Here is a 14,228-nt window from a genome sequence, read left to right as displayed (position 1 = left end):
CATTTATTGCCCACACAAGCGCCTTTGGCGACGGGTGCGAGCCGGTTGCAGCGGGCATTATATACTAAATGACCGATCACAAAAGGCCCGCAGTCTGTTAGGCTTGCGACCTCCACTCAATACAGCGCTTACACTCATGACACAAACCATTCATTTTCGCGGTGCTACCTTTACTCAAAGCGCCCCCAGTATCCGTGAATGCCCGCCCGAAGAAGGGCTTGAGGTAGCATTCGCCGGCCGCTCCAATGCCGGTAAATCCAGTGCCATTAACACTTTGACTGACAATAAAAAGCTCGCCCGCATCAGTAAAACACCCGGGCGCACGCAATTAATCAACTTTTTTGATCTGTCAGAAACCACCCGCCTGGTGGATTTACCTGGCTATGGCTTTGCCAAGGTGTCGCGCGCACTGAAAGAGCAGTGGCAAGAAAATTTGTCCGAATATTTGCACGAGCGCAAGTGTTTGGCTGGGCTGGTGATCGTGATGGACATCCGCCACCCGATGCAAGACTACGACACTCTGGTCTTAAACTGGGCAATTGAGGTGGAAATGCCGGTCCACTTACTGTTAACCAAAGCCGACAAACTGAAAAAAGGCCCCGCCCAAAACACTCTGCTGCAGGTGCGCAAGTCTCTTAAAGAAGCTGGGGTGGATGATTTGGTGACTGCCCAGACATTCTCGTCTTTAAAAAATGCGGGGCTGGATCAACTCAAGCAGGTGCTTACTGGCTGGCTAACAGGCCAAACCTCAAAACCAAGCTAACCCGCAAATGACAGGCAAAAAAAAGCCGGCAAAAAATTTGCCGGCTACAATACTGACACCCTTGGGGGATGGCATCAGTTACGGATCAACCGCGTAGTGAGTAACTACTGAGACTTAGCTTAGCGGGTTTAGTTCGCCCCTAAATGTAAAAATTTGTAGGCAGTGCGTCAGATCACATTCCCTGAACCATAAAAAAAGCCCCCAAACCATAGTGGTGGGGGCTATTGTCAGAAATTTTTCTGCCAAATGACCTTGCGGCCAAACGAGGAGGAGCTCATGAAAAAAAACATCGTACTATTCAGTGTGCTAATTCTTTGAACGCCCCCTTGGATAAAAGTTCAACAAATTTTATAAATTATCTATTTTCTTTGTGTTTATCGCTTTGAAATGGCTATTTTGGTAATTTATACGCCACTTTCCGGCCTCAATGCGCCTCATCCCAGTTGTTACCCACACCCGCCTCAACCAACAGAGGTACCGCCAGCTCAGCGGCAGCTTCCATGCGCTGCTCAACACCTTGGCGCACAGCGTCTAAATCAGCCTCTGCCACCTCTAGTACCAGTTCATCGTGCACTTGCATAACCAGCTTGGCATCCAACTCTGAGTCATCCAGCCATTGAGAGACCACCACCATCGCTTTTTTAATGATATCCGCTGCGGTACCTTGCATCGGGGCATTAATCGCAGTTCGCTCGGCGGCCTGTTGCAACATTTTATTGCGGGCATTGATTTCCGGCAGATAGAGCCTGCGCCCCATTAGCGTTTCCACATAGCCTTTTTCGTGCGCCAGCGCCCGTGTTTCTTCCATATAGCGGGCCACGCCGGGGTAGCGCTCAAAGTAGCGATCAATATAGCTTTGCGCCTCGTTGCGCCCCAGGCCCAACTGCTTGCCAAGGCCAAAGGCCGACATACCGTAAATCAAACCGAAATTAATCGCTTTAGCACGGCGACGCATTTCATCAGTGACCTTATCCACATCGGTGGCAAAGACTTCCGCCGCGGTTGCCCGGTGCACATCCATCCCTTGGGCAAACGCATTCAGCAGGCCTTCATCACCCGATAAATGCGCCATGATGCGCAGTTCAATTTGCGAATAATCCGCCGCCACAACTTTGTAGCCCTTGGGCGCCACAAATGCCTTGCGTATACGTCTCCCCTGTTCGGTGCGAATCGGAATATTCTGCAAGTTAGGGTCACTGGAGGAAAGCCTACCGGTGGCAGTAACCGCCTGATGGTAAGAGGTATGAATGCGGCCGGTACGGGGGTTAATCATTTTCGGCAGCTTATCGGTATAGGTGGACTTCAGCTTAGCTAGGCTGCGATGTTCCAGTAAAAGCTTGGGCAAAGGGTAATTAAGTGCCAGCTCTTGCAAGACATCTTCGGCAGTGGAGGGCGCGCCGGTTTTGGTTTTTTTCACCACCGGTAATTCGAGCTCTTCGAACAAAATAGTGCCCAGCTGCTTGGGCGAAGCCAAATTAAATTCGCGCCCGGCGATAGCGTACGCCTCACGCTCCAACTCGGTCAGGCGAACCTGCAGTTCTTGACTGTGCTTGCCCAACTGATTGGCATCGACCAACGCGCCATTGCGCTCAATATTGGCCAATACTGGCACCAGCGGCATCTCGATATCCAGCAACACCCCGCGCAGAGCATCGTCTTGCTCGAGCTGCGGCCACAAGGCCTGATGTAGGCGCAAAGTAATATCGGCGTCTTCCGCGGCGTAGGGGGCAGCATCTTCTACTTTAATTTGATTGAAGGTGAGCTGTTTAGCGCCTTTGCCGGCAATATCTTCAAAATGGATGGTCGCCGTATCTAAATAGCGCTCCGCCAACGAGTTCATATCGTGACGACCCGCCACCGAGTTCAACACGTAGGATTCAAGCATGGTGTCCCAGGCGATGCCGCGCAAGTTAATGCCGTGGTTAGCCAACACGTTGCGGTCGTATTTTAAGTTTTGTCCCACTTTTGCTCGGCTCGCATCCTCTAATAACGGTTGCAAAGCAGAAAGAACGCTGTTGCGATCGAGCTGATCGGGCGCCTCTAAATAATCGTGGGCCACCGGCACATAGGCCGCTTTGCCGGGCTCTACGGCAAACGACACCCCCACAATATCCGCCTCCATGGCGTGAAGACTGGTTGTTTCGGTGTCGAAAGCAAACACCTCGGCTTGTTTGAGTTTTTCCAGCCAGGCATCAAAGCTCTCTGGGGTCAGAACTGTGTCGTACTCTACTGCAAGCGCTTCAGTGACTGGGATTGCCTGCCCAGCATCGGTCGGCTCGACTTCGGCAATCCAGGTTTTAAACTCCATCCGTTCGTAAAGCGCTTTTAACGCCTCCAGGTCGGGCTCGCCCACGGCAATGTCGCCCACACTGACATGCAGAGGCACATCCAGCTTAATGGTGGCCAACTCGTACGAGAGATAGGCCATATCTTTGTGCTCAAGGAGCTTTTCTGGCATTTTTTTCGCGCCGCGAAAATCCAACTCACGAATAGACTCTAAGTTGGCATAGAGCGTATCTAACCCACCCACACCCTGCAGTAACGCCTTGGCTGACTTTTCGCCCACCCCGGGCACGCCCGGAATGTTGTCGACCTTATCGCCCATCAGCGCCAAAAAGTCGATCATCAGTTCGGGCCCGAAGCCATATTTTTCCTTTACGGCGGCAACGTCCATCAGCGTGCTGGTCATGGTGTTCACCAGAGTGACCCGAGGGTTCACCAGTTGCGCCATATCCTTATCGCCGGTTGAAATCACCACCGGCCGGCCATTTTCCTCCGCCTGAGCAGCCAGGGTGCCAATCACATCGTCGGCCTCAACTCCCTCTTCCACCAGTAGCGGCAAACCCATAGCGCGCACAATCTCAAAAATGGGCTCCACTTGGGGGCGTAAGTCATCGGGCATGGGTGGGCGCTGCGCTTTGTACTCGGTGTACAAATCATCGCGGAAAGTTTTGCCCTTGGCATCAAAGACAACGGCAATGGGGCTTTGTGGGTAATCTTTTATCAAACGCCGAATCATATTGATAACACCTTTAACCGCGCCGGTAGGCTCGCCCTGCGAATTCACTAACGGGGGCAGCGCATGATAAGCGCGGTAAAGGTAGGAAGAACCATCCACAAGAACGACGGGTGCCTGCTCAGACATAACGAAAAGGGCCTGTTGAGAGTCAAAGAAATGCGAAGGATACACCAATACCCCCCGCCTTGGCCCAACGGTGACACCCGAGAAAAAGTGTTACCGCCGTCACAAGAATCCACATTAAGGCTGCTTTTACGCTAAAAGCGACTAGATAACAGCTAGTTAGATCAAACTCTTATTAAAATACATTGACATTTAGGCCTTTATCACTGGACTTCTCGTCACTTTTTGTTACTATAGGTAACGAAGGGTAACAAACGCCACAAGCGCTTGATAACACCCCATACACTCAGGTGACACACCAGCACCCGAGTATCACCAACCAACGGAGGGCATCTTATGAAGACCTATGGTGTATTACTGGCAGGATTGCTATTAGCAAACGGCGCAATAGCCAATGAAGCCGAAGAAGATATGAGCGAACGCCTAAATCTGGCCGCCGCCAAAACCACCCAAGCCATCAACTTCAAAACTGAAGAAGCACTTAACACTGCCGAAGAGTTAAAAGTAGTCGACTTGGAAGTAACTCAAACCTCAGACGATTTGGCCGATAAAATCAGCGCCAAGCTCGATCAGAAGTTTGAACAGGATATGAAGCGTCGCCTAGGGTTATAAAAACCTTAGACCGATTGTGAGCAAATCCAACACTGCTTGTAATTAAAGCTTTTAAGAAACCGTCAGCAATAAAACTTTTGGGGATTCATGCGTCAGCATATAACCAAAAGATCTGCTGCGGCTTAAATATCTAAGCAAAAGAGTTCACAGTTTTTTAAATGCTACCCGCATATCGAAACACATTGCCTACACTCTATTGATTACAAACAATATGACTTTGCACTGGCCCATGGTCAGAAGGGAATCACACAATGAGCAGCAAAATCATTTTTACACAAGCAGCGATTTATCGACTCCAGCAACTGGCGAGCTTGGTTTACCGCCATACCGGTAACCGCTTCCGGCTCTCCAGTTTCGAAGGCCAAATTCAGCTACTGCGCGCGGCAGCCGTCACGATCCACCCCGATGTTCAAACATGTTGTGAGCATTTAGCCGGTGAACTATACCCTCAGCAACTCAGCCTACTCAATCGCAGCGGCATCAATCTTATGCCAATGTCAGAGCTGACCAAGCAGGCAGGCTGAAAAGCGATTGGCCAAATGGCGCAGTAGTAATTCGTAACTATTGAGATCGGCGGCACTCGCGAGCGGGTCAAGCTCTGCGACGCTCAAGCCTAAATTTTGCGCCATGCGTTTCGCCCCACTGACATCACTATAGGGTTCAACAAACAAACAGCTCGCCTCTTGGCGCAGGTGTTTTTGCAGTTGTGCCAAATGTTTTGCGCCCGGCGCCTGGTCGGGGGTAACCGTCACATAGTCCACCTGATTAAGGCCGTAGCGCGCAACCCAGTGCCCATAACCGTCGTGATAAACGGCGAAACCACGCGCACTTATCGCACGCATTTGCACTTCTAACTCAGCATCCAAAGCACGTAATCGACCTTTAAATTCATCAGCTCTCTCGGCATAGGCTGCCGCCCCGGCCGGATTCAATATGGCTAAACGCTGCGCCAAGGCATCCACCACCCGCAGCGTATTTTGCGGGTTGAGCCATAAATGTAAATCGTGTTCATGTGCGTGGTCGTGATGATCATCGTGATGCTGCGCTTCAGCGGCGCTCTCTTCCGGCCAGTGCAAACCGGTCAGGTCGGCCAAGGTCAATACGTGCCCGGCCGAGCGCGCACGCACGGGTTTTTGCAAAAATGATTCTAGTTCGGGACCAACCCAAAGAATTAAATCGGCACTGTGCAGGCGACGCATTTGCGAGACACTCAATGCATAGGCGTGGGGCGACACCCCTGCGGGCAACATGTAATCAACCCGGTCGGACTCCAGCGCCAACTCATTGGCAATCAACGCTAAAGGCTTAATACTGGCCAGCAATTCAACCGCTTTAACCGGGGAGGCAAAAAACCACATTGAAAATGCCACACCGATCCACCAACCGCAACGGCCCTTAAACTTTACAAGCATGCAATGATCCGCGAAAAAGTAATATTAGTTATACTATAACATATCGGTTACAATCGACGTATGAGTAAAGCTCCTCTTGCGTTCAGTCGCCACAACCACCAACACTGCGTCAGCGGTGCCCTGCAAGCCGCGATCACCTTGTGCCAAGAGCGCGGGGTACGCCTGACCCCGTTGCGAAAACAAGTGCTTGAACTTATTTGGCAAAGCCACAAACCGTTGGGCGCTTACGCCCTGTTAGACTTGTTATCCGCCGAAGCCCCCAAGCCAGTAGCGCCGCCCACAGTTTATCGAGCACTGGACTTTCTGCTGGAGCAAAAACTGATTCACCGTATTGGCGCTTTGAATGCATTTATCGGCTGCCCACACCCCGATCACCAACACGCCTCGCATTTTTTATTGTGTGACGACTGCGGCCGGGCCGAGGAAATACAATCGCCCGAGGTCAGCGACAGCATTAATCAAGCCGCCCAAGGCGCTGGCTTTAATGTGCACTCTCAGTCGCTAGAGGTTTTCGGACTGTGTCCCGACTGTCGAGCGCAGAGTGATAGCAATGGCTGAAGCGGTTAACACCCTGGTTAAAACAGACCAACTAAGCGTTGTGCGCGGCGGCAAGACTCTGATTGACAATGCCTCTGTTGTCGTAGAGGCCGGTAAAATTGTGACCTTAATTGGCCCCAACGGCGCAGGCAAAACCACACTAGTGCGCGCCCTACTTGGTCTTACCCAGCCCACTAGCGGAGAGCTTTATCGCCGACCCAAACTGCGCATCGGCTATATGCCGCAGAAGCTGCACCTAGACCCCAGCCTACCCATGACGGTGCAACGGTTCTTAACCCTCACCGGCCGCAAGGCCACTGAAGTTAGGCATTCGCTCGAACGTACCGGCGCCCCCCACTTATTGGGCCAGCCCATGCAGGCACTATCTGGTGGGGAGACTCAGCGGGTATTACTGGCGCGCGCCCTACTGCAAAAACCCGAACTGCTGGTTTTAGACGAGCCGGTTCAAGGTGTGGATGTCGCCGGCCAAGCCGCACTTTACGCCCTGATTAATGATATTCGCACCGAGCTTAACTGCGGCGTCTTGCTAATTTCCCACGATTTGCATTTAGTAATGGCTACCACCGATACGGTTGTCTGCTTAAATGGCCACGTGTGCTGTCACGGCCATCCCGAGCAAGTCACCAGCCACCCGGCGTATTTGGAATTGTTTGGTCATAAAGCCGAGGCCCAAGTGGCCCTGTATACCCATCATCACGACCACGCTCACGATGACTGCGCCGAGCTCGATCAGGACCACTCACACCATGCCTGAGTTTTTAATACTGGCACTGGCTGCAGGCCTTGGCGTGGCGCTGGCCACCGGACCTTTGGGATGCTTTGCGGTATGGCGGCGCATGGCCTACTTTGGCGATACCATGGCTCACTCGGCGCTGCTCGGTGTCACCCTTGGCTTATTGTTGGATATCAATCTCAATATTGCTGTGGCCTTTGGCTGTTTAGCAATAGCGTTAATTTTGGTGGGTCTGCAACGCAGCCGCCAATTGGCCAGTGATACCTTGCTGGGCATTTTGTCACACTCCACCTTAGCATTGGGGTTGGTGACCATCAGCGTTATCGGCCCTGCTCGCCTCAATTTAACGGGTTACCTGTTTGGCGACATACTCGCCACCTCCCCCACCGATTTAGTGGCAATTTGGATTGTCAGCACCCTTGTGATTGCCTTGTTAATCTGGCTGTGGCGACCACTGCTGGCCATTACCGTGCATGAAGATCTGGCCCACGTTGAAGGGGTAAACGTCACACTCGTGCGCACCACACTGATGCTGTTAATGGCGCTAGTGATCGCCATTGCGATGAAAGTTGTGGGCGTCCTCTTAATTACCGCCCTATTGATTATTCCCGCCGCCGCCGCTCGCCGATTAACCCATACTCCCGAGCAAATGGCGTTAACCGCAACAGGAATCGGGGCATTGGCCGTTGTGGCCGGCCTAAGTGCTTCATACTTGTGGGACTGGCCCGCCGGGCCCGCCATCGTCCTCGGCACTACCTCTATTTTTATTCTGTCTTTGCTTAAACCCAATAAACTTTAAAGTAACAGCTGCGTTCTGCGTTCTGCGTTCTGCGTTCTGCGTTCTGCGTTCTGCGTTCTGCGTTCTGCGTTCATTATGTAACCAAACCTTCACCAATTTGTTGCCTGACTGTCATGCGAAAACACCAGACTTTGCTCATCAAAACACTGAGGCCGTGACGATGACAACTATGACTGCCAGTGAAAAGTCTACCCAACAACCAATCTCCACTAGCAACAATAGCCCCTCCCCTACATCATTAATAAAAGGGCGAACCATTTGGATTTCTGATCTGCACTTGGGGTATCGCGATTGCAAAGCCAGCTACTTATTAGAGTTTCTCGACAATATTAGCTGCGACACTTTGTATTTAGTGGGTGACATTATCGACATGTGGGCCATGAAACGAAAATTTCGCTGGCCGCAACAGCATTACCAAGTCATGCTCAAGCTGTACGAATTAGCCAACAGTGGTACCCGCGTAATTTATGTACCAGGCAATCACGACGAACCCATGCGTCGTTTTTGCGGCAATTTTTTCGGGCCCATCGAAATTATTGAAGAGCACGTTTATACCTGTGCTAACGGCAAACGTTACTTAATCATGCACGGCGACGCCATGGATGCTTATATTAATCTATCGCTTATTACTCGCTTTTTTGGTGATATTGGTTACAACTTATTATTGTTTATCAATCGCTGGGCCAACCGCTGGCGCAAATGGATGCGCCAGCCGTACTTCTCCCTCGCTCGCTTAATTAAAGAAAATATTAAAGGCGCCAAGGATGCAATAGAAACCTATCAAAACGAAGCGATGGACGAAGCGCGCCGCCGCGGTTTCGACGGTGTAATTTGCGGGCATATTCACTACCCAGCCATGCTGGAAAAAGACGGGATTCGCTACTGTAATACCGGTGATTGGATCGAAAGCTGTACAGCTATTGTGGAAGATTTTTCCGGCGAGATGCGTCTACTGCATTACAGTGATCAAGTGCAGTGGCAACAAGACAAAAATAATAACGGCAAGGTCGAGCAAGCCGCTTAACATTGTAAACATCATTGCAACAGCGATGCCACTAAACCAGATTTTGTTTTAAACGGAGCAAATACTCGATAAAAGCCCCATGGATAGATTTGGCTAACTATCAAGTGTTGCACTTAAATCCCAGTAGTTGGCCGAACGGACATCTACTTCAGAGGGGGTAAGCGGGTAGGCAAGGTACATGCAACAAAACGACAAAGAGGGCAGTTCATGCGAGTATCGTCAAAGCATGAAGGCCCTGTCGGTGTGGCTCGCTAATAATAGCCACACGCTTACAACTTCCGCCCCACCCTTTGAAGATGGGTCAAATTAAAATAAGTAGTCTATACAGCTTATAGAGTTTTACAAAAGCTCTTTATTTCAACACCAATGCATCGCCATCAAACTGAACACCTTGCCAGCCATATTGAATAAAGTTTCGAATGTTGGCGTGATCATCCCCCTCTGGATTTTGCAACACATCTTCGCGATAAAAATGGCCAAAGCACGCTAGAGTTTGCGCCTCGGTTAGGCCATTCATCAAACCAAACGCCAATATTTTGCAAGAACCCTCGTTTGTGCCAGCAGCGTTTTGCGTATCGCCATTTTTAAAAGCGGTGGGCGTGTAATCGTAGCAAGCATCAATCACGGCCATCGTCTCTTTAAATTCAACATTAAGCGGTTCTGAGGTTAACTTGGTGAGAAAAATATCCAGAGTCATTCTATCGCCTTCATTAAATAGCCCTGATAGCTGCGCTTAGCTAGCCTCGGGGGGTTGATTTCTAACGATATTCTACACTGTCTGATCGCCCACAGGTGCTTTGTACTGGCGAGGGGCTTTAAATCAGCGTAAAATACGCCACAACAAATCGCAAGATTGAATCCTCGGGGGGGCCTTTGGCCTGAGACGCATATGCGGACCCGTTGAACCTGATCCGGTTAATGCCGGCGTAGGGATAGGATGAGCACCTCTTTTTATCTACGCTATCTTTGCATGCCGGGTCTCCTACGCCTATTTGGAGACTCTATGAGCCACGCTTATTCACCCCGTTTACCGCACAAGACTTTTGCCCTGTCTGCACTGTGCTTAGCCCTAACGACCAATGCACAAGCTGCCCCTCAAGCCATTGAAGAAATGGTGGTGACCGCCGATTTTCGAGCGACCGAATTGACTCAACTGGCGGCCAGTGCCACGGTCATTAACGCCGACGCCATTAACGAGCGCAGCGCCCAGCACTTAGCCGAGATTTTAAACACCGCCCCCAATGTAAACTTTTCCGCCGGCGCCTCGCGCGGCCGCTTTTTTCAAATTCGCGGTATCGGCGAGCGCAGCCAGTTCGTCGAACCCGTTAACCCCTCGGTAGGCTTGTTGGTCGATGGCATTGATTTAACCGGCCTGGGCGGCGCAGCCACTACGCTGGACATCAGCCAAATCGAAATTTTGCGCGGTCCTCAGGGCACGGTATACGGAGCCAACGCGCTGGCGGGTTTAATCAATATGGTATCCGCTGCGCCTTCCGACGAATTTAGTGGCGAAGCCACCGCAACCGTGGGCAATTACAACAGCTACAACACCGCCCTCACACTCAGCGGCCCCATGACCGACACCCTCGGCTGGCGTCTTGCGCTAGAGCAAAATACCTCAGACGGCTACCAGGAAAATGCCTACCTCAACACGGATGACAATGCCAACATAGACGAGCAAACCGCCCGCGGCAAACTGCGCTGGCAACCGGCGGATAAGATTACGCTGGATGTGACCGGCTTGTATGTCAATGTCGATAACGGTTACGACGGTTTCTCGCTGGACAACACCCGCAGCACGTTATCCGACAATCCCGGCCACGACCGGATTGAAACCTTAACAGGCTCCGCCCGCTTACAATTGGAACTATCCGACAGCATTAATTTTGTTGGACTGGTTAGTCACGCTCAATCCGACACTGAATATGGTTACGATGAGGACTGGGCCTACCCCGATTTGTGCCAAGACTTTAACTGTGTAGTCGAAGGCGAACAGCAATACGGCTACAACTCCACCGACAATTATCTACGCGATATCGACAACACCACCGTTGACTTACGCTTAGTATCCAGCACCCAGGCCGGTGAGCTGGGCTGGGTAGCGGGTGTTTATTACCGCGATCAAAACGAAGCTTTAATCCGCGAACAAACCTATCTGGAAGGCACCTTTACCAGCCACTTCGACGCCGAGAGCAGTGCAGTTTACGGCCAGTTGGATATTCCGCTGGCCGATACATTAACCCTGGTAACCGGTCTGCGCTATGAAGAGCGCACCGCCAGCTATCACGATAGTGACAGCGCCAGCTTTGAGCCCAGCGACGATATGCTAGGTGGAAAAATTGCCCTTGAATATCAAGCGAGCGACAGCACTCTGCTTTACACTTTGGTCTCCCGTGGCTACAAAGCCGGTGGCTTTAATAGCAATAACTCTATCGCGGTGGAAAACCGTGAATACCAACCTGAGTTTCTCTGGAACTACGAAGCGGGTGCTAAATTTAACGCGCTGAACAACACTTTAAACACCAACTTGGCGCTGTTTTATCAAGACCGTGACGACGTCCAAACCAAACAATCTCTGGTCACCCCGCTCGCCGGTGATAGCTGCCCCTGTGACTTTCCCGATTACACAACCAACGCCACCGCAGGTAGCGCCTATGGCCTAGAGGCCGAAATCAACTGGCAAGCAAATGATTCACTGGTACTGTTTACCAGTCTCGGTTTATTGCGTTCGGAGTTTGACGAATTTGCCAGCTACGCGCACGCCAAAGCGGATGAAGACACAGGCACGCCTTACGACTTGTCCGGCCACGACCTGCCCCACGCACCACGCTATCAGTTCACCGTCGGTGGCGAGTATTTCTTTACCGAGCAACTCTTTGCGCGGGTAGAGGTTGAAGGCAAAGACAGCTTTTATTTCTCCAGTCGCCACGAGGCGCAATCTGACGCTTACGAGCTGGTAAATGCCCGCCTCGGCTACACCACCCGTCGCTGGGAAGTCGCCTTGTGGGGGCGCAATCTGACCGATGAAGACACGCTGGTGCGTGGCTTTGGCAGCTTTGGTAACGATCCGCGCAAAGCCTACGCCACCGAGCCCTACACTCAATACGGCGAGCCTCGTGTTTACGGTGTTAGCGCCAAGGTGCAGTTTTAAGCCACAATAACCTAAACGCCCACACCAAGCGCCGGCAGGGTAACCTGCCGGACACCTCTTAGGAGTTCGCCATGAAGTTATCGGTCGAAATCAGTATGTACCCGTTTAACGAAGACTATATTCCCCCGATTCAAGGGTTTATCGATTGGCTCAATCAACAAGAAGGCCTGCTGATCAGCACCAAACCCACCTGCACACTTATAACCGGCGATTACGAACGCGTTATGCAAGTGCTCACCGAAGGACTGCGCTACAGCGTCGAGACTTGGGGCAAAGCGGTATTTGTCACCAAATTTCTACCGGGCTTTGAAGCTCTCCCCGAGACCAATACATGAGCGACTTTAAACAGCAACTGTTAACAGCCATACAACAAATGTCGGCCTGGGAATTTATAGCCGTCGCCCTGGCGGTTGCCTATTTACTGTTAGCCGTAAAACAAAACAGTCTTTGCTGGTATTGCGCTTTTGCCAGTACTGCCATTTACACGGTCTTGTTTTGGGATGTTCAACTACTGATGGAATCCGGTCTTAATGTGTACTACATGGTCATGGCCGTATATGGCTGGTGGCAGTGGCGTCACGGAGGTAAAAATGACACATCCCTTCCCATTCGACGCTGGGGCTTAACGCAACACCTAAAGGCCGGTGCCGGCATCTTAACCATTACCCTAGTGTCTGGAGCCCTACTCATGCAGTATACTGAGGCTGCATGGCCCTACTTAGACTCCTTCACCACTTGGGCCAGCGTCATCACCACCTTTATGGTGGCTCGTAAAATACTGGAAAACTGGCTTTACTGGATGGTCATCAACAGCATATCGATATTTTTGTTTATCGACCGCGGCCTGTATTTAACAGCGCTGCTGCTGGTATCGTATTTGATTATTTCCATATTTGGCCTGATCAACTGGCGCAGGGACTATCGCCTACAAACCACTGGCGATGCCTGAACAAAACGTATTACAAGCCATACTGGCGGGTTGGCGCGACTGGCCACTACCCATTACCGAGCCGCCTAAAATTCTTGGCCCCATTCCCGGTGGGCGCACCAACCGCAACTTTAAAGTGAAAGCGCCGGGGGTAGAGCAAGCCCTTGTGCTGCGCATCAATAATCCGCGCGGTCGTCATCTGGGTATCAACCGCAGCGACGAAGCTCAAATTGCCCACACCGTTGCCAACGCGGGTATTGCTCCAGAGCCTATTCATCGCGATCCCAATCAGCGCTTTGCCCTACTGCCTTTTATTGAGGCCCGCACCTGGAACAGCAGCGATTTCACCAACCCTATCCAGCGCAAGCGTCTACTTAATCTGCTACAAACCGTGCAAGCGCTTAACCCCGCTACCAGCCGGCGCAGCTACCTTGCCTATCTAAATCATTACTGGAATTTTCTATCGCGGGCGCAAGCCATAACTACAGATCTAGCCCAGCAGTGGCAAACATTTTTGCCCGAGCTGGAAGCGTTCGATCAAGCTGACTGGCACCCCAAGCTCACCCACCACGATATGATTCCGGAAAATGTGCTGGATACCGGCGGACGCCTCTACCTTATCGACTGGGAATACGCCGCCATCGGCCACCCGGACATCGACCGCTGGAGTATCAGCCCAAGCCTTGTGCGCGAACCCTTTATTCACGACCTGGCCCGATGGACCAACGATCTTTGGGAGCGTGTGCAAGTGGTCATTAAACAACAGCGGATAAAAGTGTAATTCGTACCCATACAGGGTTCGCCGCTTAAAACAGCTACTCTTATCCGCTTTAAGCTATACCATGTCTGTTTTTAATATGTAACCACCCTCAAAACGTATAACTTACCATTGGTTACTGCGTTATCTGCACCACGGTTTTTCGGTTTTCGCGGTGGTGACACTGGCGGGAGTTTGAGTGAGCTCGAGCACTTGGTAATCGGAATGCAACCAATGGTGTCCAAGGTTTTTCCGGTTTGCATGACCTTTAGCACAAAACTGCCACGCCTTGCTTTATTTGTTACTAGATAAAATTACGTGGCTTTTTCGCAATGAAACTGCAGAGGCT

14 protein-coding genes and 1 riboswitch are annotated in these 14,228 nt (G+C 51.4%); of the genes, 11 read left to right on the top strand and 3 right to left on the bottom strand.

Annotated features, from left to right (window positions below; all coding sequences use genetic code 11):
• Positions 1–136: 136 nt before the first annotated feature.
• A complete protein-coding gene (yihA, locus tag Q4563_RS10230; protein ID WP_215974788.1) occupies positions 137–763 on the top strand; it encodes a ribosome biogenesis GTP-binding protein YihA/YsxC in 627 nt (208 codons plus the stop codon).
• A 424-nt stretch (positions 764–1,187) separates the two neighbouring features.
• On the opposite strand, the gene polA is transcribed toward yihA, so the two are convergent.
• Complete coding sequence (polA, locus tag Q4563_RS10225; protein ID WP_303604446.1) at positions 1,188–3,908, bottom strand: DNA polymerase I; 2,721 nt, start codon at positions 3,906–3,908, stop codon at positions 1,188–1,190.
• 333 nt (positions 3,909–4,241) lie between these two features.
• On the opposite strand from polA, the gene Q4563_RS10220 reads away from it, so the two are divergent.
• Positions 4,242–4,517 carry a hypothetical protein gene (locus Q4563_RS10220; RefSeq protein ID WP_215974786.1) on the top strand — a complete coding sequence of 92 codons (276 nt, stop codon included), beginning with the start codon at positions 4,242–4,244 and terminating at the stop codon, positions 4,515–4,517.
• 251 nt (positions 4,518–4,768) lie between these two features.
• Positions 4,769–5,041, top strand: a complete 273-nt coding sequence (locus tag Q4563_RS10215; RefSeq protein WP_303604445.1) for a hypothetical protein — start codon at positions 4,769–4,771, stop codon at positions 5,039–5,041.
• On the opposite strand, the gene Q4563_RS10210 is transcribed toward Q4563_RS10215, so the two are convergent.
• The gene (locus Q4563_RS10210) at positions 5,015–5,887 is read right to left on the bottom strand and encodes a metal ABC transporter solute-binding protein, Zn/Mn family (RefSeq protein ID WP_303604444.1); all 873 of its coding nucleotides are present in this window, start codon (positions 5,885–5,887) and stop codon (positions 5,015–5,017) included. The two genes, Q4563_RS10215 and Q4563_RS10210, sit on opposite strands and share 27 nt — an antisense overlap.
• A gap of 102 nt (positions 5,888–5,989) precedes the next feature.
• Between Q4563_RS10210 and Q4563_RS10205 the strand changes: the two genes are divergently transcribed.
• The 4 genes from Q4563_RS10205 (at position 5,990) to Q4563_RS10190 (ending at position 9,043) form a co-directional block, all read left to right on the top strand.
• Entirely contained in the window at positions 5,990–6,487 is a 498-nt protein-coding gene (locus Q4563_RS10205) for a Fur family transcriptional regulator (RefSeq protein ID WP_215974783.1), read from the top strand.
• The gene (znuC, locus tag Q4563_RS10200; RefSeq protein WP_215974782.1) at positions 6,480–7,241 is read left to right on the top strand and encodes a zinc ABC transporter ATP-binding protein ZnuC; all 762 of its coding nucleotides are present in this window, start codon (positions 6,480–6,482) and stop codon (positions 7,239–7,241) included. The genes Q4563_RS10205 and znuC overlap by 8 nt, the downstream gene beginning before the upstream one ends.
• Entirely contained in the window at positions 7,234–8,019 is a 786-nt protein-coding gene (gene znuB / locus Q4563_RS10195; protein WP_303604443.1) for a zinc ABC transporter permease subunit ZnuB, read from the top strand. Before znuC ends, znuB begins: the two co-directional genes overlap by 8 nt.
• Before the next feature lie 160 nt (positions 8,020–8,179).
• The gene (locus Q4563_RS10190; protein ID WP_303604442.1) at positions 8,180–9,043 is read left to right on the top strand and encodes a UDP-2,3-diacylglucosamine diphosphatase; all 864 of its coding nucleotides are present in this window, start codon (positions 8,180–8,182) and stop codon (positions 9,041–9,043) included.
• Between the two features lie 352 nt (positions 9,044–9,395).
• Here Q4563_RS10190 and Q4563_RS10185 read toward each other — a convergent pair whose 3' ends face one another.
• A complete protein-coding gene (locus tag Q4563_RS10185; protein ID WP_303604441.1) occupies positions 9,396–9,740 on the bottom strand; it encodes a HopJ type III effector protein in 345 nt (114 codons plus the stop codon).
• 155 nt (positions 9,741–9,895) lie between these two features.
• Positions 9,896–9,994, top strand: a riboswitch (TPP riboswitch).
• 52 nt (positions 9,995–10,046) lie between these two features.
• Here Q4563_RS10185 and Q4563_RS10180 point away from each other — a divergent pair.
• The 4 genes from Q4563_RS10180 (at position 10,047) to Q4563_RS10165 (ending at position 13,903) form a co-directional block, all read left to right on the top strand.
• A complete protein-coding gene (locus tag Q4563_RS10180) occupies positions 10,047–12,194 on the top strand; it encodes a TonB-dependent receptor (protein ID WP_303604440.1) in 2,148 nt (715 codons plus the stop codon).
• Between the two features lie 71 nt (positions 12,195–12,265).
• A complete protein-coding gene (locus Q4563_RS10175) occupies positions 12,266–12,529 on the top strand; it encodes a hypothetical protein (protein ID WP_215974776.1) in 264 nt (87 codons plus the stop codon).
• Positions 12,526–13,143 carry a nicotinamide riboside transporter PnuC gene (gene pnuC, locus Q4563_RS10170; RefSeq protein WP_303604439.1) on the top strand — a complete coding sequence of 206 codons (618 nt, stop codon included), beginning with the start codon at positions 12,526–12,528 and terminating at the stop codon, positions 13,141–13,143. The genes Q4563_RS10175 and pnuC overlap by 4 nt, the downstream gene beginning before the upstream one ends.
• On the top strand, positions 13,136–13,903 hold the full coding sequence (locus Q4563_RS10165) for a choline/ethanolamine kinase family protein (RefSeq protein ID WP_303604438.1): 768 nt from the start codon (positions 13,136–13,138) through the stop codon (positions 13,901–13,903). Before pnuC ends, Q4563_RS10165 begins: the two co-directional genes overlap by 8 nt.
• The last annotated feature ends 325 nt before the right edge of the window (positions 13,904–14,228 follow it).

It is taken from the genome of Gilvimarinus sp. 1_MG-2023 (assembly GCF_030548285.1).
Note: the sequence above shows the minus strand (reverse complement) of the source record. Positions and strands in the feature narration are given on the sequence as shown.

Bases quoted from the DNA above. Each gene is read 5' to 3' on its own strand.
- polA (WP_303604446.1), bottom strand. From the start codon at position 3,908: ATGTCTGAGCAGGCACCCGTCGTTCTTGTGGATGGTTCTTCCTACCTT.
- Q4563_RS10190 (WP_303604442.1), top strand. From the start codon at position 8,180: ATGACAACTATGACTGCCAGTGAAAAGTCTACCCAACAACCAATCTCC.
- Q4563_RS10165 (WP_303604438.1), top strand. From the start codon at position 13,136: ATGCCTGAACAAAACGTATTACAAGCCATACTGGCGGGTTGGCGCGAC.
- Q4563_RS10185 (WP_303604441.1), bottom strand. From the start codon at position 9,740: ATGACTCTGGATATTTTTCTCACCAAGTTAACCTCAGAACCGCTTAAT.
- Q4563_RS10220 (WP_215974786.1), top strand. From the start codon at position 4,242: ATGAAGACCTATGGTGTATTACTGGCAGGATTGCTATTAGCAAACGGC.
- Q4563_RS10180 (WP_303604440.1), top strand. From the start codon at position 10,047: ATGAGCCACGCTTATTCACCCCGTTTACCGCACAAGACTTTTGCCCTG.
- znuC (WP_215974782.1), top strand. From the start codon at position 6,480: ATGGCTGAAGCGGTTAACACCCTGGTTAAAACAGACCAACTAAGCGTT.
- Q4563_RS10215 (WP_303604445.1), top strand. From the start codon at position 4,769: ATGAGCAGCAAAATCATTTTTACACAAGCAGCGATTTATCGACTCCAG.
- znuB (WP_303604443.1), top strand. From the start codon at position 7,234: ATGCCTGAGTTTTTAATACTGGCACTGGCTGCAGGCCTTGGCGTGGCG.
- yihA (WP_215974788.1), top strand. From the start codon at position 137: ATGACACAAACCATTCATTTTCGCGGTGCTACCTTTACTCAAAGCGCC.
- Q4563_RS10205 (WP_215974783.1), top strand. From the start codon at position 5,990: ATGAGTAAAGCTCCTCTTGCGTTCAGTCGCCACAACCACCAACACTGC.
- pnuC (WP_303604439.1), top strand. From the start codon at position 12,526: ATGAGCGACTTTAAACAGCAACTGTTAACAGCCATACAACAAATGTCG.
- Q4563_RS10175 (WP_215974776.1), top strand. From the start codon at position 12,266: ATGAAGTTATCGGTCGAAATCAGTATGTACCCGTTTAACGAAGACTAT.